This window comes from Micromonospora sp. NPDC005553 (genome assembly GCF_042871765.1).
Classification (GTDB): Bacteria; Actinomycetota; Actinomycetes; order Mycobacteriales; family Micromonosporaceae; genus Micromonospora.
Window position 1 is genome coordinate 484,824 of the sequence record NZ_JBIAJD010000006.1, and the last position, 17,863, is coordinate 502,686.

Below are 17,863 nucleotides of genomic sequence, written 5' to 3' on the forward strand. Positions count from 1 at the left end.
GGGCCCCTCGTCATTTCCCGTCCGTGCCGCCGGTCAGGTCAGCCGGGCAGCCGCGCTGGCGGCGGGTAGACCGAGCCGTCCTGCGGGTCGAAGAGCATCAGCCCGTGCTCGCCGGCCAGCCGCTCGATGTCCAGTAGCACCTGGTCCGCGCAGGTCGGGTGCAGGTTCAGCTCGACGTGGTCGTGGGCCGCGTGCAGTGGTGCCACCGCCCACGGGCTGTTCGGGCCGGGGTGACGGTCCGGATAGGAGGCGGTGATCGCCCGGTAGAAGCTGACCACCCGCGGATCGGGGTAGCGGTCCACGTGCCGCCCCTGCCGGCAACCGTTGACCGCTGTCCGCACGTCCTCGGGCGTCGCCCCGTCCTCCAGGGCCCACACGCTCAGATCGAAACTCACGGCGGATAGCGTGCCATCCGTCGTTCATCATGTCGAAACTGCCTCGCCGCCGGTCAACCACCGATCACCGCAGTCTCCGGTAGCGACGGTCCGGTGTGGAGACTCTTGCGTTGAGTTGCGTCGATTCGCTAGCGTACGCACTGCGGTCACTGGCCGAGTTCGAGGCGCCGGCCCGTCTTCGGGTGGCGCGGTCGACGTCCGGCCCGACCGGTCCGCACCCCTCGGTTGTGCGAGCCACGCGCACTCGTCGCTGACCGGCCCCCACTGTCGTTGCCGAGACCGTGGGGGCCGATCGCTACGTCGTTCCGCTCAGCGACGGTGGGCGAAGAGCGCGCGATATTCGGAGTTGCCCCGGAACCACGCCAGGCCGGTGGGGCCGGCGGCGTAGAGCGCTGTGGCGTAGGCGTCGGCGATCGTCAGGTCGGGGCCCACCACAGTGGCGGCGACGAGGTGATCGGCCGGCTCGCCGGTGTGCGGGTCCACCACGTGCCCCTGCCGCCCGCTCACGCCGGAGGTGCCGACCGCACCGGCGGTCATCTCCAGCACCAGCGGCGCGCGCTCGGGTGCGGTCGGGTGGTGCACCGCGACCCGCCAGGGACCGCCGTGCGGCGCGCGGCCCCGGACGACGAGGTCAGCGCCGGCGATTACGGCGTAGTCGTGGATGCCGGCGTTGCGCAGTCGCTCGGCGGCCCGTTCCACAGCCCAACCGCCCAGCAGGCCGCCCGGGTCGAAGCCGCCGGGCACCGCCCAGGCGTCGAACCACCCGTCGGTGGCCGCGCGCATCGCGGCGCAGCGGTCCACCAGATCAGCGAGCGGAGGGTACGACTCCGGGCTGATCTCGCCCCGACGCAGCCGGGAGACCAGGCTCTCCGGCCGGTTGGGCCCGTAGGTGAGGTCGATGGCGCGCAATTCGGCGACGCTGTCCCGCAACGCCTCGCCCACGCCCCGGCGGCCGAGCCACTCGGGGGCGTTGAGAAGCAGGGTGTACTCGGCGGTCGCGGTGCGTACGGTGTGCTGCACCGAAATCCGGCCCTCGGTGGCGGCGGCCGGGTCGATCCGGTGCCGGCGGCTGCCGAGTCGAAGGTCCGGCCGGCGGTTGCGGAACGCGGACGTGTCCGGCCAGCGGGTCCGCGGCTGCTCGTCGATGCGCATCGCATCTGCCCCCTCGCACATGGTGCCGCGTCACCGCGACCCCGTTGGTCAGCAGGCCCCCGCGACCCACTGGGTACTACCGTAGGCAGCGGAGATGACCGCCTCATGAGTCCCAGCTGAGAGGGTGCTGTGCATCCGGGAATCCCAAATCGTGGACGCCGCGTACCGGGAGGCGGGACGGCGACGTACCGTTGCCCGAACAACCGTTGAGCAGAGGAGTGCGGTCGTGGCGCGGATCGCGGTGGTGGCCGGAGATGGCATCGGGCCCGAGGTGGTCGCGCAGGCCCGCAAGGTCCTCGACGCGGTGCTGCCCGACGTGCAGGCCACCGAGTACGACCTCGGCGCCGCCCGCTGGCACCGTACCGGAGAGGTGCTGCCCGACTCGGTGCTGACCGAGCTGGCCGGGCACGACGCGATCCTGCTCGGCGCGGTCGGTGACCCGACGGTCCCGCCGGGTGTGCTGGAGCGTGGGCTGCTGCTCAAGCTCCGTTTCGCCTTCGACCAGTACGTCAACCTGCGCCCGTCCCGGCTCTGGCCCGGGGTCGCCGGCCCGCTGGGCAACGTGAAGCCGGGCGAGGTCGACCTCGTGGTGGTGCGCGAGGGCACCGAGGGGCTCTACGCCGGCGCCGGTGGTTCCCTGCACCGGGACACCCCGGCCGAGGTCGCCACCGAGGAGAGCCTGAACACCCGGCACGGCGTGGAGCGCGTGATCCGCGACGCGTTCGCCCGCGCCGGCCGCCGGGAACGGCGCAAGGTCACCCTGGTGCACAAGACCAACGTGCTCACCCACGCCGGGTCGCTCTGGGCGCGTACGTTCGACGCGGTCGCCGCCGAGCACCCGGACATCGAGACCGAGTACCAGCACGTCGACGCGGCGGCCATGTTCCTGGTCACCCAGCCGCAGCGCTACGACGTGGTGGTCACCGACAACCTCTTCGGCGACATCCTCACCGACATCGCCGCGGCCGTCACCGGCGGCATCGGGCTGGCCGCCAGCGGTTGCATCAACCCCGAGGGGGCGTACCCCTCGATGTTCGAGCCGGTGCACGGCTCGGCGCCGGACATCGCCGGGCAGGGCATCGCCGACCCGGTCGCCGCGGTGCTCTCCGCCGCGTTGCTGCTGGAGCAGCTCGGGCACAGCGAGTCGGCCGCTCGGGTCAACGCGGCGGTCGCCGCCGAGCTGGCCAGCCGCGTGCCGGGCGTGACGCTGCGTACCGAAGAGGTCGGCGACCGGCTCGCCGCCCACGCCGTAGCCTGATCACCCCGGCCCGCGCGGCGACCGGTCTGCCGCAGGCAGCCGACCGGCGTTACCCGCTGAACGAGCGTTCGGGGTAAGTTTCTGGCACAGCCATGTCGGTGTGCGGTCCCGCATGCCGTTGTCCCGCAGGGAGGTCAGCGCGATGAGCGGTGGTGACAAGCTCGACTTCGAGATCCGTCCGAATCTCGCGCCGGTATCCGTCGCCGATCGGGCCGCACTGTTGACCAACCCCGGGTTCGGTCGGGTCTTCACCGACCACATGGTCACCGTCCGCTACGCCGACGGCAAGGGCTGGTACGACGCCCGGGTGGAGGCCCGAGCCCCGATCCCGATGGACCCGGCCAGCGCGGTGCTGCACTACGCGCAGGAGATCTTCGAAGGGCTCAAGGCGTACCGCACCGCCGACGGCGGCGTGACGATGTTCCGGCCGGACGCCAACGCGGCCCGCTTCGCCACCTCCGCGCAGCGGATGGCGATGCCGGTGCTGCCGCCGGACGTGTTCGTCGACTCGCTGCACAAGCTCATCGAGATCGACCGGGAGTGGATCCCCACCGGCGAGGACGGCAGCCTCTACCTGCGGCCGTTCATGTTCGCCAGCGAGGTCTTCCTCGGCGTCCGGCCGGCCAACGAGTACCTCTACATGGTGATCGCCTCACCGGTCGGGGCGTATTTCACCGGTGGCGTCAAGCCGGTCACCGTCTGGGTCTCCCCGGACTACACCCGGGCCGCGCCCGGCGGCACCGGCGCGGCCAAGTGCGGTGGCAACTACGCCGCGTCGCTCGCCGCCCAGGCGGAGGCCATCGAGGCCGGCTGCGACCAGGTCGTCTTCCTGGACGCGGTGGAGCGCCGGTTCGTCGACGAGCTGGGCGGCATGAACGTCTTCTTCGTCTACGACGACGGCACAGTGGTCACCCCACCGTTGACCGGCACGATCCTGCCGGGCATCACCCGCGACGCCGTCCTCGCGCTGGCCGCCGGGGCCGGACACCAGGTCGAGGAGCGGCCGGTGAGCTTCGCCGACTGGCAGGCCGACGCCGCCAGCGGACGCCTGAAGGAGGTGTTCGCCTGCGGCACCGCCGCGGTGGTCACCCCGATCGGTGGGGTCCGCTTCCCGGACGGCGAGTTCCTGATCGGTGGTGGCGAGCCCGGTCAGGTCACCATGGCCCTGCGTCAGCAGTTGGTCGACATCCAGCGGGGCAAGGCGGCCGACCCGCACGGCTGGGTGCAGCGGGTCTTCTGATCTCCGTCGCCGCGCCGGCCCGTCCACCCGGACGGGCCGGCGCAGTCGGCGCTACGCGTCGCTGGGCTGCGCCTCAGTGGGCTCGTCGAGCAGGTGGTCGCGGAGCGCGGCGAGCTGTTCCTCGGTCACCCCGGCGTGGTTCAGGTACGCCTCGACCGAGCCGTGCCCCGCGCGCAACTCGTCGAGGAAGATCTGCATCGCCTCCGCGGGTGAGCTCAGGAACGGCGCCGGCACGTCCACACCGCCCGGGGTCACGGAAGCCAGCCAGGCGCTGTACCGGGCCGACGCCACACTGCTCAACGCGTAGTCCGCGGTGATGTCCGCGTCGTCGACGCCGAGCACGGCGAGGGTCAACGCGCACACGATGCCGGTGCGGTCCTTGCCGGCGACGCAGTGCACCACCACCGGGGCGTTGGCGGAGTCGGCGATCAGGCCGACCGCCTCGGCCAGCCCGGCGGTGCCGGTCTGGGCCAGGTCGGCGTACCGGTCCGCGAGGTAGCGGGCCAGGCTGGCGCCCTCCTCGTGCGGCGTACCCGCCCAGTCGGCGTGCTCCGGGTGGATGTTCCGGTAGGTCAGTCCCTGGTACTCCGGCACCCGGCCGTCGCGCTCCACCTCGGTGGGGCGGCGCAGGTCGATGACGGTGCGGATCCCGATCGCGGCGAACGCGTCGCGGTCCTGCTCGGTGAGGCGGTGCAGCGAGTCGGAGCGGTAGAGCCGACCTCGGCGTACCGACCGGTCGTCGTGGCCGAGGTGGCCACCGACGTCGCGGAAGTTGAAGGTGGCGGGGAGCGAGAGCTGGGGGTTGTTCTCGGTGACGTCCACGTTCACACGGTAACGGCCGGTGGGACAGCGCCCCACCGGCCGTCGGGTCGAACAGTCAGCGTGCGGTGCCGGGCGGGAGCGCGCCGTACGTCTCGTCGTAGTAGCCGCCGAGCTGATCCCGGTAGGTCGGGTCGCTGTGGCTGGTCTCGTCGTACTCCGGGGCGGCCTTGATCTGGTCCTGGGTCCGGTCGACGGAGACGGTGCGCTGGTCGTGGTCGACCTGGTTGACGGTGCCGGCCGGCAACATCACCTTCTTGCCGAAGATCCAGGGCCCGGTGTCCACGACCAGGTAGCTGCCGCCCACCTCGTGACTGGCGCTGTCGATCTTGCCAATTCCCCCGTCGGTGGCCTCGACCTTGTAGCCGACCAGGTCGACGTCGGCCACGCCGGCCTGGTCCCGGTAGCGCCAGGGGTCGAACGTGCCGGCCGGCGCGCCGCCGGGCACCGCGCCCTGGTCGCCGCCGCGCAGCGGGTCCGGCCCCGCGTGGGTGGCGTGCGGATCGATCCTGTCCATGCCGTTGACTCCTGACTGTCGCCGATCGTCTCGCCGAAGCTGGGTGCGTCCCCGCAGGAGCTACCCGGCCGTCGGGGGCCGGAAACGGCGATCAGGGCGCGGCACGGCGACAGGCCGCTGTACGCGAGGGGCCGGGGCCGCGAGGCGCGGCGTCGGCCCGTCTCGGGCGTACGTGTTCAGGCCAGGGCGGTCTCGGCGTCCAGGGTGACCGCCGCGGCGTGCACCACGGCGGAGATCCGCAGGGCCTCGTGCAGCTGCTCCCTGGTGAAGCCGCTGCCGCGCAGCTTCTTCTCGTGCAACTCCAGGCACACTTCACAACCGGTGATGGCCGACACGGCGAAACACCAGAGCTCGAAGTCGCCCTTGTCCACCCCCGGCCTCGCGATGATCCGCATCCGCAGTCGGGCCGGCATCGAGGCGTACCGCTCGTCGCCGATCAGGTGCTTGGCCCGGTAGTAGATGTTGTTCATCGCCATGATCGCCGCAGCGCCCTTGGCCGCCTCGACACCTTCCGGCCCGAGGTGCCCGAGCGCCTCGGCTGCGATCTCCCGCAGGACCACCGGGTTGCGAGCGGTCACCGCACAGGCCAGCGCGACGCCCCAGGTCTGCGGCGGGGTCAACGCCGAGGAACCGATTGTGGCGCCCAGGTTGAGCCTGATGTCGTTGGCGTACTCCGGCAGGGCTGCCTTGATCGCGTCCAGGCCCATGGTCAGAATCCGGCGGCGGAGGTCTCGTCGGCGATCCCCGTCGGGCTGATGGAGGTGAAACCCATCGGCCCGACGAAGACCACACACCACGTGCCCTCGTGGGACGTGTGGTTGACCGCCGTGGACGCCTTGTTGGCGCCCAGCGATACGCAGGCGGCGAGGCCGTGCTCAGGTAAGCGGTCACTGACTGTGAGCACAGGTCCTCCTTGCAGACGGCACGGTGGCCATCATCGGATCCCTTCCAGATGCTTCCGCATGGCTGGTTCCCCCGATGAGTGGGCTGGGTGGCTTGTGAAGCCGATCACGAGCGGCGGTTCGGGGCGTACGAACCCTCCGTCACCATCCCGCTATATGGATTGTTCCTCCCACATTCGGGGGAGGGGTGGCAGAGTGGCCATCGTGACCAGCACCGCCCTGATTATTGCGACCTAGCGCGCCGGCTCTCCCCTCTGCCGAGCGCGCAGACCTCCCGCATCCGCGGGAGGTCTTTTTGTTGCTCCGAGAAAGGATCCTGATGACGTTCCAGGTCTTCGACACCACGTTGCGCGACGGCGCTCAGCGCGAGGGGCTCACCTACTCGGTGGTCGACAAGCTGGCTGTGGCCCGGCTGCTCGACGAGTTCGGCGTCGGCTTCATCGAAGGCGGCTGGCCGGGCGCGGTGCCCAAGGACACCGAGTTCTTCCGCCGCGCCCGCACCGAACTGGACCTGCGGCACGCCGTACTCGTCGCGTTCGGCGCCACCCGCAAGGCCGGCGTCGCGTTTGCGGACGACCCCCAGGTACGCGCCCTGCTGGACGCGCAGACCCCGGCCGTGGCCCTGGTCGCCAAGGCCGACACCCGGCACGTCGAGCGCGCGCTGCGCACCACCGGCGCGGAGAACCTCGCGATGATCCACGACACCGTCGACCACCTTGTCCGCGAGGGTCGACGGGTCTTCGTCGACGGCGAACACTTCTTCGACGGCTACCGGCACGACCCCGCGTACGGCGCCGCCGTGGTGCAGACCGCGCTCGCCGCCGGCGCCGAGCGGATGGTGCTCTGTGACACCAACGGCGGCATGCTGCCGTCCCAGGTGACCGCCGTGATCCAGGACCTGACGAACAGGCTGGGGATCGACGCCGGGCTGCTCGGTATGCACGCCCAGAACGACACCTCCTGCGCGGTGGCCAACACCATCGCCGCCGTCGAGGCGGGCGTCCGCCACGTGCAGGGCACCGCCAACGGGTACGGCGAGCGCCCAGGCAACGCCGACATCTTCGCTGTCGTCGCCAACCTTCAACTCAAGCTCGGCATGCCCGTCCTACCGGAGGGCTGCCTGGCACAGATGGTGCGGGTCTCGCACGCCATCGCCGAGATCGCCAACATCGCCCCCGACACCCACCAGGCGTACGCCGGGGCCGCCGCCTTCGCCCACAAGGCGGGGCTGCACGCGAGCGCGATCAAGGTCGACCCGTTGCTCTACAACCACGTGGACCCGTCGGTGGTGGGCAACGACATGCGGATCCTCATCACGGAGATGGCCGGTCGGGCCAGCGTCGAGCTCAAGAGTCGTGAGCTCGGCCTGGACCTGGCCGCCAGCCCGGACGCCCTGAACCGGGTCACCAAGCGGGTCAAGGAGCTGGAGGCGGGTGGCTGGTCGTTCGAGGCGGCCGACGCCTCGTTCGAGCTGCTGGTCCGCTCCGAGATGCCGGAGGGCAGCCCGGCCCGACCGTTCACCCTGGAGTCGTACCGGGTGTTGGTCGAGCACCGTGAGGACGGCGCTGTGGTCTCCGAGGCGACCGTCAAGATCCGGGTTCGCGGTGAGCGGGTGATCGCCACCGCCGAGGGCAACGGCCCCGTCAACGCCCTCGACGAGGCGCTGCGGGTGGGGCTGGCGCGGCACTATCCGCAGCTGCGCGACTTCGAGTTGGCCGACTACAAGGTGCGGATCCTGGAGGGCAGTCACGGCACCGGCGCGGTCACCCGGGTCCTGCTGGAAACCTCGAACGGCAATGGCCGCGACTGGACCACTGTCGGCGTCCACCCCAACGTGGTCGAGGCCAGCTGGCACGCCCTGGTAGACGCCCTGACCTACGGCCTGGCCCCCACCTCCGTCTAACCCCACCCCACACCCCCGCCCCACCCGCCCTTCCTGGTCGATCATGGAGTTGTGGTGGTGTACGTACCGGGCTTCGGTGCCCAAAACCCCCACCACAAGTCCATGATCGGCGCGGGGGCGCGGGGGCGCGGGGGCGCGGGGGCGCGGGGGCGCTTGGGGGCGGGGTTAGGGGGTTTGGGGGAGGGTGAGGGTGGCTTGGACGGGGCGGTGGTCGCTGCCGGGCAGGGTGAACACCTCGACTGAGCGGACTGCTATCCGGTGGTCGACCAGGACGTGGTCGATGGTGACGGGTGGGATGAGGTCGCCGTCGTAGGGACCCCAGGTGCCGGTCAGGCCCGCCCCCGTGGCATCGGCGGCGTCGACGTAACCGCTGCGCAGCAGTGCCCGCAGTGGACCATGGTCGAGGGTCGCGTTGAAGTCTCCGGCGAGGATCCGCAGGCCACCGTCGGGAGTGGCCGGTGGTTGGGCGGTCAGGTCGGCACGCCAGGCACCCACCTGGTCCAGCGCGTACGGCGCCGAGGGGTGGGCCGACTCGACGCGGACCGGGGGCCCGCCGGGGACGGACACCGTCGCGTACGCCTGGCTGAAGCCCCAGCCCTCGAGGTTGCGTCGGACGCCGCCGTCGGTGATGGGCCACCGCGAGTAGAGCCCGGAGCCAGGAGTGCCGATCTCGGGGTTGAGCTGCCGGTGCGGCAGCAGCGTGGCGAGGCCGAGTTGATCCAGGGCGGCCTGCGCGTCCGGCGTGAACTCCTGCACGGTGAGCACGTCCACCTGGTGTCGCCGGACCAGCTCCACCAGTGTCCGCGCGTCGCCGCCGCCGGCGAGCAGATTGGCGGTGAGCAGCCGCACGGTCGGCCCGGCCGCTGCCGGCTGCGGGTTGGCCAGCGCCCGAGGTACGACGGTGCCGAGCAACGCCACCGCCGCCAGGGCCGCGACCGCCGCCGGCCACCAGCGCCGCAGGGCGAGCGCGAGGGCCAGGACGAGCACGCTGACTCCCGCGACGTACGGCGTGAACGCGAGCGCCTGCACCAACGGCCCCCGGTCCAGGCCGAGCAGTCGGGCGGCCGCCCAGAGGGTGGTGGGTACGACGGCAAGCCAGCAGAGCGCAGTGCCGAGCCGGGCGTTCCGGTGCGCGGGTGGAGCGTCGACGATCACGAAGATGATCGTAGTCGGGCTCGACGAAACCATTTCATGAATAGTGATGCGCTCACATTTCATAATTGTCTGACGGGTGGTTGACACCCCGGAAAAGCGAGATCAACTATTGACTGGCAGCTTTTTCCGGTGCTACGTTCCATCTGGCTTAAACGACGCAACTCTGAGTAGTAACAGCAGCTCAGAGGGGATGCAGATTGTTGAGAAATCAATCTCGCCGGGTGTGAGCAAGGCAGCTTTCCCCGCCCAACTGTCGTCGTACGCCTATTTGTTGGCAGTCATCCGTCCCGCCCCGCGGGTCGGCCGAATTCGCACGCTCACACAAGGGGGACCTGTCATGAGCACATCCTTCCGACGTAAGGTGGCGGCGGTCACGTTCGCTGTCCTGGGGCTCAGTCTCGCCGGCGGGGGCATCGCTATCGCCCAGCCGTCGGCGAAGGCGCCGCAGGAAACGGTCCAGCCGGCACGCGGCACGAACTCCCAGCCGCCGGTCAGCGCCGAGTCGGCGCGTATCGCGAAAGCCGCGCTGAAGGCGAGCGCGGCCACCCCGCTGGTGGCCACCAACGTCTTCACCGTCGTCAACTCCAACGGCACCAAGGCGCGCGGCACCGGCACCGTGGTCAAGTACGGCGTCGGTGAGTACGAGGTGATCTTCGGTTACAACGTCTCGGCCGGTGCCTTCCTGGCCACCCTGTCCCTGTCCGGCTCCTGCTGCATTCCGCCGGGCGGCGAGGTCTCGGTCGCCCCGCGGTTGCTGACGCCCAACGCGGTCTTCGTGCAGACCCGAAACTCGGCCGGGACACCGGCCAACCTGGGCTTCACCCTGCTCACCCACACACCCTGACCAAACCGACACCCGGCCCCCGTCGCATCCGGCGCGGGGGCCGGACCCTGTCCGCTCAGCGTGCCGGCCCGCTGGCCGCTCCCTCGGCCGGCCCGGCCGGACAACCCGATCCGCTCGGCTTTCGCCCAAGTCGGGGTGTCCTGAGGATGCGGACGCCCCGACTGCCCTGAAACCGAGCGGATCGGCGCGCTCGACGCCGCCGCCGCCAGATCGGCGGTCGGCGAGGGCCGTCCTCGACCGGTTCGTCCCCGGTCGGGCACCCTGCGGTCGGTCACCTGCCGGTTGGGCGCCCCTCGGCAGGCTCGCGACGGTCGTCACCCTTACGCGCGGCTCATCCCCATTCCGGCCACTGCGGGGCGGTCCGGCCCGCACAATCCCACGTTTGCCGGGCCTGTGCCCGGGAAGCAAGCACCGTGACGGACATCTCGGACACCCTGGCCAGCATGCCCAGCCCGGTCGATCCGGAGCCGACCGGCATCGAGCTGGAACAGACCCTCTTCGAGGTCAAACGCGTGATCGTCGGGCAGGATCGCCTCGTCGAACGCCTGCTCACCGCCCTGGTCGCCAACGGACACTGCCTCCTGGAGGGGGTACCCGGCGTGGCCAAGACACTGGCCGCGCAGACCCTCGCGACGGTGGTCGGCGGCACCTTCTCCCGGATCCAGTTCACCCCGGACCTGGTGCCCTCCGACATCGTCGGCACCCGGATCTACCGGGCGTCGAAGGAGACCTTCGACATCGAGCTGGGCCCGATCATGGCCAACCTGGTGCTGGCCGACGAGATCAACCGGGCCCCGGCCAAGGTCCAGTCAGCGCTGCTGGAGGCGATGGCCGAACGGCAGGTCTCCATCGGCGGGCGCAGCTGGCCGGTGCCGGAGCCGTTCCTGGTGCTGGCCACCCAGAACCCGATCGAGTCCGAGGGCGTCTATCAGCTCCCGGAGGCGCAGCGTGACCGGTTCCTGATGAAGGTGGTTGTCGACTACCCCAGCGACGCCGACGAGCTGGCCATCCTCTATCGGATGAGCACCGACCGGCCGACCCCGCGCCAGGTGCTCGACGCCCAACGGCTGCGGGACCTCCAGATCCACGCCGAGCGGGTCTTCGTCCACCACGCGTTGGCCGAGTACGTGGTGCGGCTGATCCTCGCCACCCGCGACCCGGGTCGGTTCGGGCTACCGGAGATCGCCCCGCTGTTGGCGTACGGGGCCAGTCCCCGAGCAACACTGGGCCTGGTCGCGGCGGCCCGGGCGCAGGCTCTGCTGCGAGGGCGGGAGTACGTGCTGCCCGAGGACGTCCGCGAGCTGGCAGTCGACGTCCTCGCCCACCGGCTGGTGCTCTCCTTCGACGCGGTGGCCGACGGGGTGACGGCCGAGAGCGTGGTGCGACGGCTTGTGGAGGCGGTGCCGCCGCCCCGGCTGGCCACCGGACACCCGCTGCAGACACCGGATCTGGCGGCGGCATGAGGCGCGCCGCTGTCGCGCCAGCCGACCCCGGCCTGGCCGAGCTGGCCCCGGACCAACGCCTGCGTCGCCTGGAGCTGACCGTCACCCGCCGGCTGAACGGCCTGTTGCACGGCCAGTACCGTGGTCTGCTGCCCGGTCCCGGCAGTGAACCCTCCGGCAGTCGCGAGTACCGGCCGGGCGAGGACGAGGTCCGTCGGATGGACTGGGCGGTGACCGCCCGGACCGCCGTGCCGCACGTCCGGCAGGTCGACGCCGACCGGGAGCTGACCACCTGGCTGCTCGTCGACGGCAGCGCCAGCATGGAGTTCGGCACCGCCGAACTGGACAAACGGGAACTGGCGGTAGCTGCCGTCGCGGCGGTCGGTTTCCTCACCGCGGGCGTCGGCAACCGCCTCGGCGCACAGGTGCTCCGCGCCGACGGGGTACGCCGCTTCCCGGCCCGCAGCGGGCGTACCCATCTGCTCTCCCTGCTCCGCGCGCTGCTCGCCGCCCCCAGGGCCACCGCGCCCACCGACCGGCCGGGGCGTGGTCCGGCGACCCGACCGCCCGACCTGGCGGACGGCCTCGACGCGCTGCACCGGATCGCCAACCGGCGTGGGCTGGTCGTGGTGGTCTCCGACTTCCTCGACGGACTGCCCGACGACCCCGCCCAGACAGCGCCCTGGGAGCGGACCATGCGCCGGCTGGCCGTCCGGCACCAGGTGCTGGCGGTCGAGGTGACCGACCCGCGTGAGCTCGAACTACCGGACGTCGGCCTGATCACGCTCGTCGACCCGGAGACCGGTCGGCACCGTGAGGTGTGCACATCGGACCGTGGGCTGCGCGAGCGGTACGCCGAGGCCGCCGCCGCCCAGCGCGAGCAGGTCCACCAGGCGCTGCGCCGCAGCGGGGCCACTCACCTGCCGCTGCGCACCGACGGCGACTGGAGCGCCGACATCGTCCGGCACGTGCACGCCCAGCGTCGGCTGGCCGCCGCGCCGGCCGGCCGGCCCCGGGGAGGTGCCGCGTGATCTGGCAGTCGCCGCTGCGCCTCTGGCTGCTGCTCGGCGTGCTGGCCCTGGTCGTCGCCTACCTGGTGCTGCAGCGGCGACGCAGCCGGTACGCGGTCCGCTTCACCAACTTGCGGCTGCTGGACCGGGTTGCGCCGCAGCGGCCCGCCTGGCGTCGGCACGTACCGGCCGGACTCTTCCTGGCCATGCTGGCGCTGCTCGTGGTCGGCTTCGCCCGACCGAGCGCCGAGGTCCGGGTGCCCCGGGAACGGGCCACGGTGATGGTGGCGGTGGACGTCTCCACGTCGATGCTCGCCACCGACGTCGAACCGGACCGGCTGGCTGCGGCGAAGGAGGCCGCCCGGCGCTTCGTCGATGGCCTGCCCGACGAGTTCAACGTCGGTCTCGTCGCGTTCGCCGGCAGTGCCGCCGTACTGGTGCCCCCGAGCACCGACCGGGACGCCCTCGACGAGGGGATCGACCGGCTCGCCGAGGGCATCACCGGCGTCCAGGGCACCGCGATCGGCGAGGCCATCAACACCTCGCTCGGCGCGGTCAAGAGCCTGGACAGCGAGGCCGCGAAGGAGACCCCACCGGCCCGGGTCATCCTGCTCTCCGACGGCGCCAACACCTCCGGAATGGACCCCATGGAGGCGGCGGCGGAAGCGGTGAAGGCAGAGGTGCCGGTGCACTCGATCTCGTTCGGAACCCCGTCCGGGTTCGTCGACAGAGGTGGACGGCCCATCCAGGTGCCGGTGGACGGACAGACCCTCAAGGCGGTCGCCGAGGAGACCGGCGGCATGTTCCACGAGGCCAGCACCACCGACGAACTGCGGGCCGTCTACGACGACATCGGCAGTTCGGTCGGCTACCGCACGGAGCGGCAGGACATCTCGGCCCGCTTCATCGGCCTCGGACTGGTGTTCGCGATGGGCGCCGCCGCCGGCTCGATGCGCTGGTTCTCGCGGCTGCCCTGACCTGCACGCACAACCGACGTCGACAGTGAGGAGTGCGCATGGCAGTGCAGACCGGACTGGGCGAACCGCGCGGTCCCTGGTTCATCTCACCGGAACTCGACCCGGACGGGCGCGGGTGGTGGGACGCGCCCGAGCGCGACCCGGGCAGGCGAGGGCCCGGGCGGCTGTTCACCGTGTTGGCCGTGGTGGTGGTCTCGGCCGTCTCCGGTGCTCTCGCCGGCGGCGTGGTGGCCAGTCGGGACGGGGCTGGTGGCCCGGCTGCGGCGTCCGCCGCTCCGGTGCCGGCCGAGCTGGTCACCGCGGCCGAGCGGACCGTACCCGGGGTGGTGTCGGTGCTGGCCGGCGGCGCGACCAGCGGGTCCGCGACCGGCTCCGGCTTCGCCGTGGACGACCAGCAGCACCTGATCACCAACGACCACATCCTGGCCAAGGGGGGTGGCGGACCGGTGACCGTCGAGCTGCCCGACGGTCGCCGGTTCGCCGCCGAGGTGGTCGGACGGGAGCCGCGCAGCGACCTGGCGGTGCTGAAGGTGCCGGCATCGGCGGGTCTCACCCCGCTGCCCCTGGCCAAGCCCGGCGCGACCCGGGTCGGTGAGCCGGTGCTCGCTGTCGGTTCACCGCTCGGTCTGGCGGGGACGGTCACCGCAGGCATCGTCAGCGCGCTCGACCGGGAGGTGCGGCTCGGCAACAACCGGCACACCGCGGTGCAGACCGACGCGTCCATCAACCCCGGCAACTCCGGTGGGCCACTGGTCAACGCACGCGGGGAAGTGGTCGGGGTGAACACCGCGATCGCCACCATCGATGGAAACGGCTCGATTGGCATCGGGTTCGCCATCCCGATCGACCAGGTGCAGCAGACCGCCGACACGATCATCGGCAAGGGCGGCTGAGCTGCCCGAACACCCTGACGGTGCCAGCACTGTCGGATATCCGGCCGGACGGCATCGGACAATGGAAATATTACGCTCGGTATGGATACTGGCTGAGGTGGAGCGTCCTCTTCTCACGGTCCTCCTGCTGGTGGGCCTGGTCATCGGATGTGCAGTGGGGTCGGCGTACGCCCGGGCACGGCGCGGGTGGAACGATTACCAGACCGTCAAGAAATCGGTGCCAGGCGCCCGCCGCGGCGCCTGGTCACTGATCCGCGGCGTCGTCGTGAAGGCCGCGGTCATCGGGGTGCTGCTCTTCGGCGCGGTGGCGTACGCGGCCGTCGGCTCCGACGAGGAGACCGCCGGGCCGCCGCCCAGCCAGTCCCCGACGCAGAGTGAGCCTCCGCACCGATGACCCCCGGCAGGTCGTCGCGGGTTAGCCTCGGGGCGTGGACGACGGACTGCGGGTGACCGACCGGTGGGTCGTCCCCGCCGGGGAGCTGCGGGAGCGCTTCTCCCGCTCGTCGGGGCCGGGCGGGCAGGGCGTGAACACCGCGGACTCCCGGGTCGAGCTGAGCTACGACGTGGCCAACTCGCCGGCCGTGCCCGAGTGGCTGCGGGCGCGGGCGCTGGCCCGGCTGGCCAACCGCCTCGTCGACGGGGTGCTGACGATCGCCGCCAGCGAGCACCGTGCCCAGCTGGCCAACCGGGAGGCGGCCCGGGCCCGCATGACAGCTCTGCTGCGGGAGGCCGCCGCGCCTCCACCGCCGACCCGCCGAGCCACCCGGCCGTCCCGTGGGGCCAAGGAACGCCGACTGGCCGAGAAGAAGCGCCAGTCCCAACGCAAACGGGACCGCCGCGCCGACGACGACTAGGCCCCAGCCCAAACGGGGACAGCGCCGCGCCGACGACTATCCCGGGACGGCGGCGAGCAGCCGGTCGCGCAGCACGGCGGCACGCTCGGCGAAGCCGCGCTGCGCCGCCGCGTACTCCGCCCGGCCGTCCGGAGTCTCCACCCGCACCGGCGGGTAGCCGAGGGCAGCCAGGTCGTACGGGCTGGCCCGCATGTCCAGCGTGCGGATGTCCCGGGCCAGGTCGAACGCGTCGGCCACCAGTTCCGAGGTGACCAACGGCGACAGCTTGTACGCCCACTTGTACAGATCCATGTTGGCGTGCAGGCAGCCCGGCTGCTCGTTCGCGTGCTGCGTCTCCCGGGTGGGGGTGAGCAGGTTCAACGGGCGGGCCGGCGGGGTGAAGAACCGGAACGCGTCGAAGTGGCTGCACCGCACGCCCCGCTCCTCGACGACCTCGGCGGTGCGTTCCGCGCTGAGCCGCAACGGCCAGGCGTTGTGCCGCAACTCCTCCCGGGTCTGCCGGTAGACCATCGCCCACTCGTGCATCCCGAAGCAGCCGAAGTGCGGCGCCCGTCCCCGCGTCGCCTCCAGCAGGGAGCGGATCCAGGCGATCGACTCGCCGCGCCGCGCGCGTACCCCCTCGGTGTCGAGGGTGACCCCGGCGGTGCCGGCGCGGTAGTCGCGGCCGAACTCGCCCGGGTCGGCGTCCCGTAGCTCGACCCCGGGCCCCGGATGCCAGCGCCGCAGCTGGGCCGGGCGGTGCGAGTAGTAGGTGAACAGGAAGTCGGCCACCGGATGCCGCTCACCGCGTCGTCGCCGGGCCAGGTGCGGGGTCAGCCAGACATCCACCCGCTCCTCGTGGGCCCGCCGGCGGGCCTGCCACTGCGCCGCGTCGAGCACGGCGGGGGCGAGGGCGGCGGTCACGCACCCCAGGGTACGACCGCCGCCCGCGCACCGGTCAGGGCATCTGCACCCGGACGCCTGCGGAGAACACCCCGCTGCGCAGCTCCAACTGCTGGGGAGGGTCCCGCCCGTCGACGGTGAAGACCAGCGGGAGCACCATCCGGGTGCCCGCCGCCATCGGGTCGGCGAAGACGTCCCGACCCAGGTTCGCCGTCCGGGTGGCCGGCTCGTCGGTGCTCACCCAGCGCCCATCGGGCAGGTACGCCCGTTGCAGCTCGCTGTGCCAGGGCTGGTGGTCGCCGGTGACGTTGCGCACTCCGACGGTGGCCTCGCAGCGTCGCCCGTTGGCCGGTGCGGCACCGCCACCGTCGGTCTTCCCGGCGGTGCCGGGCGCGCCGCAGGTCATCCGGTACACGGTGAACTCGAACGCCGACTCGCGCAGCGGCACTCCCATGGCCCCGGCGACCCCGGTGCCCACCCACGCGCCGCTGGTGGGCTGTTTCTGCGTGTCGATCGCCGCGACCTGCCGGGTCGCCGTCCAGCCCGCGGTGCCGACCACGCCGGCGAGCACCACCACGGCGGCACCCACCAACATCCACACCGGCGGGGTACGCCGACGTCGCACCGGACTCGGGGCCGCCGGCCGGGGATAGACCGTCCCGCGGCCACCCTCGGCGCCGCCGCCGGTGGAGAGCGCGGCAGCCGTCACCCGACGCCCGCGCCGACGTCGCCACACCCAGACCACTACGGCGCTGATCAGCAGCAGGACCGCCAGTCCGGCGAGCAGCACCGGGTAACGGCGCCACGGTGGCGCCTCGCTCACCTCGGCCGGCGGTGCCGCTGCCGCCTGCCAGGTGGCCGTGGCGCAGTCGTACGGCCGGCTGCCGTCACTGGTGAACGCGCAGGTCGGCGCGGTCAGCGGCCGGCCCGGCGCGGTCGCCGCGAGCGCGGTGCCCAGGGTGGTGGTGCTGTGCGCGGGCAGCCGCAGCCGCCAGGTCACCTCGGTGGCCGACCCGCCGGCCGAGCTGGATCGGCCACCACCGCTGATCGCGGTCGTCGACGAGCCGGGCGGCAGTTCCTGACGCACAGTGGTCTCCAGCGGCGAGTTGCTCACGTTGCGCACCTGGATCCGGTACCTCGGTGCCGGGCTGCTCTCCGTGGCGACCGCGACAGTGACCTGCTGCGGGGGTGCCGAAGCCGGTGCCCGGGTCGGTGGTGCCATCGCCGGTGGCGCCGAGGGCGGGGTGGGCTCGGTCACCCGCGCGACCATCGCCACCGGCGGCCGGGTTCCCACTGGTGCTGGTGTGGCGGCCGGGGGTGGTCCGACCGCCGTTGGTTGTGGCGTGGCCGCCGGTGATCGTGGCGTGTCCGCCGTTGGTTGTGGCGTGGCCGCCGGTGGTCGTGGCGTGGCCGCCGCCTCCGGGGCCGCCGTCGGCAGGGCCGGCACGGCGGCGAGGATGCCGAGGCAGTGCACGAACACTGCGAGGGCTCTGTGGTGTCGTGTCGATGCAGGCATACGACGAACCTCCGGAGCCGACGCTAGGGGCCAGCCGCCTCCGTGCGGGTACGAAGTCGAGAAGTCCGCCCCGGTCACCTCCAGCTCCGATAGGGTGCCGCGCG

The 17,863-nt window shown here is 72.0% G+C and carries 19 protein-coding genes; 10 read left to right on the top strand and 9 right to left on the bottom strand.

Annotated features, from left to right (window positions below):
* Positions 1 to 38: 38 nt before the first annotated feature.
* The gene (locus ACFYPG_RS26115; protein ID WP_091393184.1) at positions 39 to 395 is read right to left on the bottom strand and encodes a hypothetical protein; all 357 of its coding nucleotides are present in this window, start codon (positions 393 to 395) and stop codon (positions 39 to 41) included.
* Between the two features lie 309 nt (positions 396 to 704).
* Positions 705 to 1,547 carry an FAD:protein FMN transferase gene (locus ACFYPG_RS26120; protein WP_387354179.1) on the bottom strand — a complete coding sequence of 281 codons (843 nt, stop codon included), beginning with the start codon at positions 1,545 to 1,547 and terminating at the stop codon, positions 705 to 707.
* Positions 1,548 to 1,773: 226 nt separating this feature from the next.
* On the opposite strand from ACFYPG_RS26120, the gene ACFYPG_RS26125 reads away from it, so the two are divergent.
* Both ACFYPG_RS26125 and ACFYPG_RS26130 read left to right on the top strand, forming a co-directional pair.
* The gene (locus ACFYPG_RS26125) at positions 1,774 to 2,805 is read left to right on the top strand and encodes a 3-isopropylmalate dehydrogenase (RefSeq protein ID WP_112582053.1); all 1,032 of its coding nucleotides are present in this window, start codon (positions 1,774 to 1,776) and stop codon (positions 2,803 to 2,805) included.
* Between the two features lie 142 nt (positions 2,806 to 2,947).
* A complete protein-coding gene (locus tag ACFYPG_RS26130) occupies positions 2,948 to 4,045 on the top strand; it encodes a branched-chain amino acid aminotransferase (RefSeq protein ID WP_355005302.1) in 1,098 nt (365 codons plus the stop codon).
* Between the two features lie 51 nt (positions 4,046 to 4,096).
* On the opposite strand, the gene ACFYPG_RS26135 is transcribed toward ACFYPG_RS26130, so the two are convergent.
* From ACFYPG_RS26135 to ACFYPG_RS26150, 4 genes are all read right to left on the bottom strand, one after another.
* Positions 4,097 to 4,903: a tyrosine-protein phosphatase gene (locus ACFYPG_RS26135; RefSeq protein WP_387354180.1), complete on the bottom strand. Its 807-nt coding sequence runs from the start codon at positions 4,901 to 4,903 to the stop codon at positions 4,097 to 4,099.
* 19 nt (positions 4,904 to 4,922) lie between these two features.
* Positions 4,923 to 5,381: a PRC-barrel domain containing protein gene (locus tag ACFYPG_RS26140; protein ID WP_387354181.1), complete on the bottom strand. Its 459-nt coding sequence runs from the start codon at positions 5,379 to 5,381 to the stop codon at positions 4,923 to 4,925.
* Positions 5,382 to 5,557: 176 nt separating this feature from the next.
* Positions 5,558 to 6,088, bottom strand: a complete 531-nt coding sequence (locus ACFYPG_RS26145) for a carboxymuconolactone decarboxylase family protein (RefSeq protein ID WP_387354182.1) — start codon at positions 6,086 to 6,088, stop codon at positions 5,558 to 5,560.
* 2 nt (positions 6,089 to 6,090) lie between these two features.
* Positions 6,091 to 6,285 carry a hypothetical protein gene (locus ACFYPG_RS26150; RefSeq protein WP_355005298.1) on the bottom strand — a complete coding sequence of 65 codons (195 nt, stop codon included), beginning with the start codon at positions 6,283 to 6,285 and terminating at the stop codon, positions 6,091 to 6,093.
* A gap of 317 nt (positions 6,286 to 6,602) precedes the next feature.
* On the opposite strand from ACFYPG_RS26150, the gene cimA reads away from it, so the two are divergent.
* On the top strand, positions 6,603 to 8,186 hold the full coding sequence (gene cimA / locus ACFYPG_RS26155) for a citramalate synthase (protein WP_387354183.1): 1,584 nt from the start codon (positions 6,603 to 6,605) through the stop codon (positions 8,184 to 8,186).
* 165 nt (positions 8,187 to 8,351) lie between these two features.
* Here cimA and ACFYPG_RS26160 read toward each other — a convergent pair whose 3' ends face one another.
* Complete coding sequence (locus ACFYPG_RS26160; RefSeq protein ID WP_387354247.1) at positions 8,352 to 9,338, bottom strand: endonuclease/exonuclease/phosphatase family protein; 987 nt, start codon at positions 9,336 to 9,338, stop codon at positions 8,352 to 8,354.
* 340 nt (positions 9,339 to 9,678) lie between these two features.
* On the opposite strand from ACFYPG_RS26160, the gene ACFYPG_RS26165 reads away from it, so the two are divergent.
* The 7 genes from ACFYPG_RS26165 to arfB all read left to right on the top strand — a co-directional run bounded on the left by ACFYPG_RS26165 (position 9,679) and on the right by arfB (position 15,361).
* Positions 9,679 to 10,185, top strand: coding sequence for a hypothetical protein (locus ACFYPG_RS26165; protein WP_387354184.1), 507 nt, complete (start codon positions 9,679 to 9,681; stop codon positions 10,183 to 10,185).
* Positions 10,186 to 10,598: 413 nt separating this feature from the next.
* The gene (locus ACFYPG_RS26170; RefSeq protein WP_355005295.1) at positions 10,599 to 11,648 is read left to right on the top strand and encodes a MoxR family ATPase; all 1,050 of its coding nucleotides are present in this window, start codon (positions 10,599 to 10,601) and stop codon (positions 11,646 to 11,648) included.
* Positions 11,645 to 12,658, top strand: a complete 1,014-nt coding sequence (locus ACFYPG_RS26175) for a DUF58 domain-containing protein (protein ID WP_387354185.1) — start codon at positions 11,645 to 11,647, stop codon at positions 12,656 to 12,658. Before ACFYPG_RS26170 ends, ACFYPG_RS26175 begins: the two co-directional genes overlap by 4 nt.
* Positions 12,655 to 13,614 carry a VWA domain-containing protein gene (locus tag ACFYPG_RS26180; protein WP_355005293.1) on the top strand — a complete coding sequence of 320 codons (960 nt, stop codon included), beginning with the start codon at positions 12,655 to 12,657 and terminating at the stop codon, positions 13,612 to 13,614. The genes ACFYPG_RS26175 and ACFYPG_RS26180 overlap by 4 nt, the downstream gene beginning before the upstream one ends.
* A gap of 38 nt (positions 13,615 to 13,652) precedes the next feature.
* Positions 13,653 to 14,507 (top strand): trypsin-like peptidase domain-containing protein, encoded by an 855-nt coding sequence (locus ACFYPG_RS26185; RefSeq protein WP_355005292.1) that lies wholly within the window; start codon positions 13,653 to 13,655, stop codon positions 14,505 to 14,507.
* Positions 14,508 to 14,604: 97 nt separating this feature from the next.
* Positions 14,605 to 14,901 carry a hypothetical protein gene (locus ACFYPG_RS26190; RefSeq protein ID WP_355005291.1) on the top strand — a complete coding sequence of 99 codons (297 nt, stop codon included), beginning with the start codon at positions 14,605 to 14,607 and terminating at the stop codon, positions 14,899 to 14,901.
* A 34-nt stretch (positions 14,902 to 14,935) separates the two neighbouring features.
* Positions 14,936 to 15,361: an alternative ribosome rescue aminoacyl-tRNA hydrolase ArfB gene (gene arfB, locus ACFYPG_RS26195; RefSeq protein ID WP_355005290.1), complete on the top strand. Its 426-nt coding sequence runs from the start codon at positions 14,936 to 14,938 to the stop codon at positions 15,359 to 15,361.
* A gap of 36 nt (positions 15,362 to 15,397) precedes the next feature.
* Here the strand turns inward: arfB and ACFYPG_RS26200 are convergent, their stop codons facing one another.
* Both ACFYPG_RS26200 and ACFYPG_RS26205 read right to left on the bottom strand, forming a co-directional pair.
* On the bottom strand, positions 15,398 to 16,264 hold the full coding sequence (locus tag ACFYPG_RS26200) for a 3-methyladenine DNA glycosylase (protein ID WP_355005289.1): 867 nt from the start codon (positions 16,262 to 16,264) through the stop codon (positions 15,398 to 15,400).
* 34 nt (positions 16,265 to 16,298) lie between these two features.
* Complete coding sequence (locus ACFYPG_RS26205; protein WP_387354186.1) at positions 16,299 to 17,759, bottom strand: hypothetical protein; 1,461 nt, start codon at positions 17,757 to 17,759, stop codon at positions 16,299 to 16,301.
* Positions 17,760 to 17,863 lie beyond the last annotated feature (104 nt).

Bases quoted from the DNA above. Each gene is read 5' to 3' on its own strand.
- ACFYPG_RS26120 (WP_387354179.1), bottom strand. From the start codon at position 1,547: ATGCGCATCGACGAGCAGCCGCGGACCCGCTGGCCGGACACGTCCGCG.
- ACFYPG_RS26165 (WP_387354184.1), top strand. From the start codon at position 9,679: ATGAGCACATCCTTCCGACGTAAGGTGGCGGCGGTCACGTTCGCTGTC.
- ACFYPG_RS26205 (WP_387354186.1), bottom strand. From the start codon at position 17,759: ATGCCTGCATCGACACGACACCACAGAGCCCTCGCAGTGTTCGTGCAC.
- ACFYPG_RS26145 (WP_387354182.1), bottom strand. From the start codon at position 6,088: ATGGGCCTGGACGCGATCAAGGCAGCCCTGCCGGAGTACGCCAACGAC.
- ACFYPG_RS26175 (WP_387354185.1), top strand. From the start codon at position 11,645: ATGAGGCGCGCCGCTGTCGCGCCAGCCGACCCCGGCCTGGCCGAGCTG.
- ACFYPG_RS26185 (WP_355005292.1), top strand. From the start codon at position 13,653: ATGGCAGTGCAGACCGGACTGGGCGAACCGCGCGGTCCCTGGTTCATC.
- ACFYPG_RS26140 (WP_387354181.1), bottom strand. From the start codon at position 5,381: ATGGACAGGATCGATCCGCACGCCACCCACGCGGGGCCGGACCCGCTG.
- cimA (WP_387354183.1), top strand. From the start codon at position 6,603: ATGACGTTCCAGGTCTTCGACACCACGTTGCGCGACGGCGCTCAGCGC.
- ACFYPG_RS26130 (WP_355005302.1), top strand. From the start codon at position 2,948: ATGAGCGGTGGTGACAAGCTCGACTTCGAGATCCGTCCGAATCTCGCG.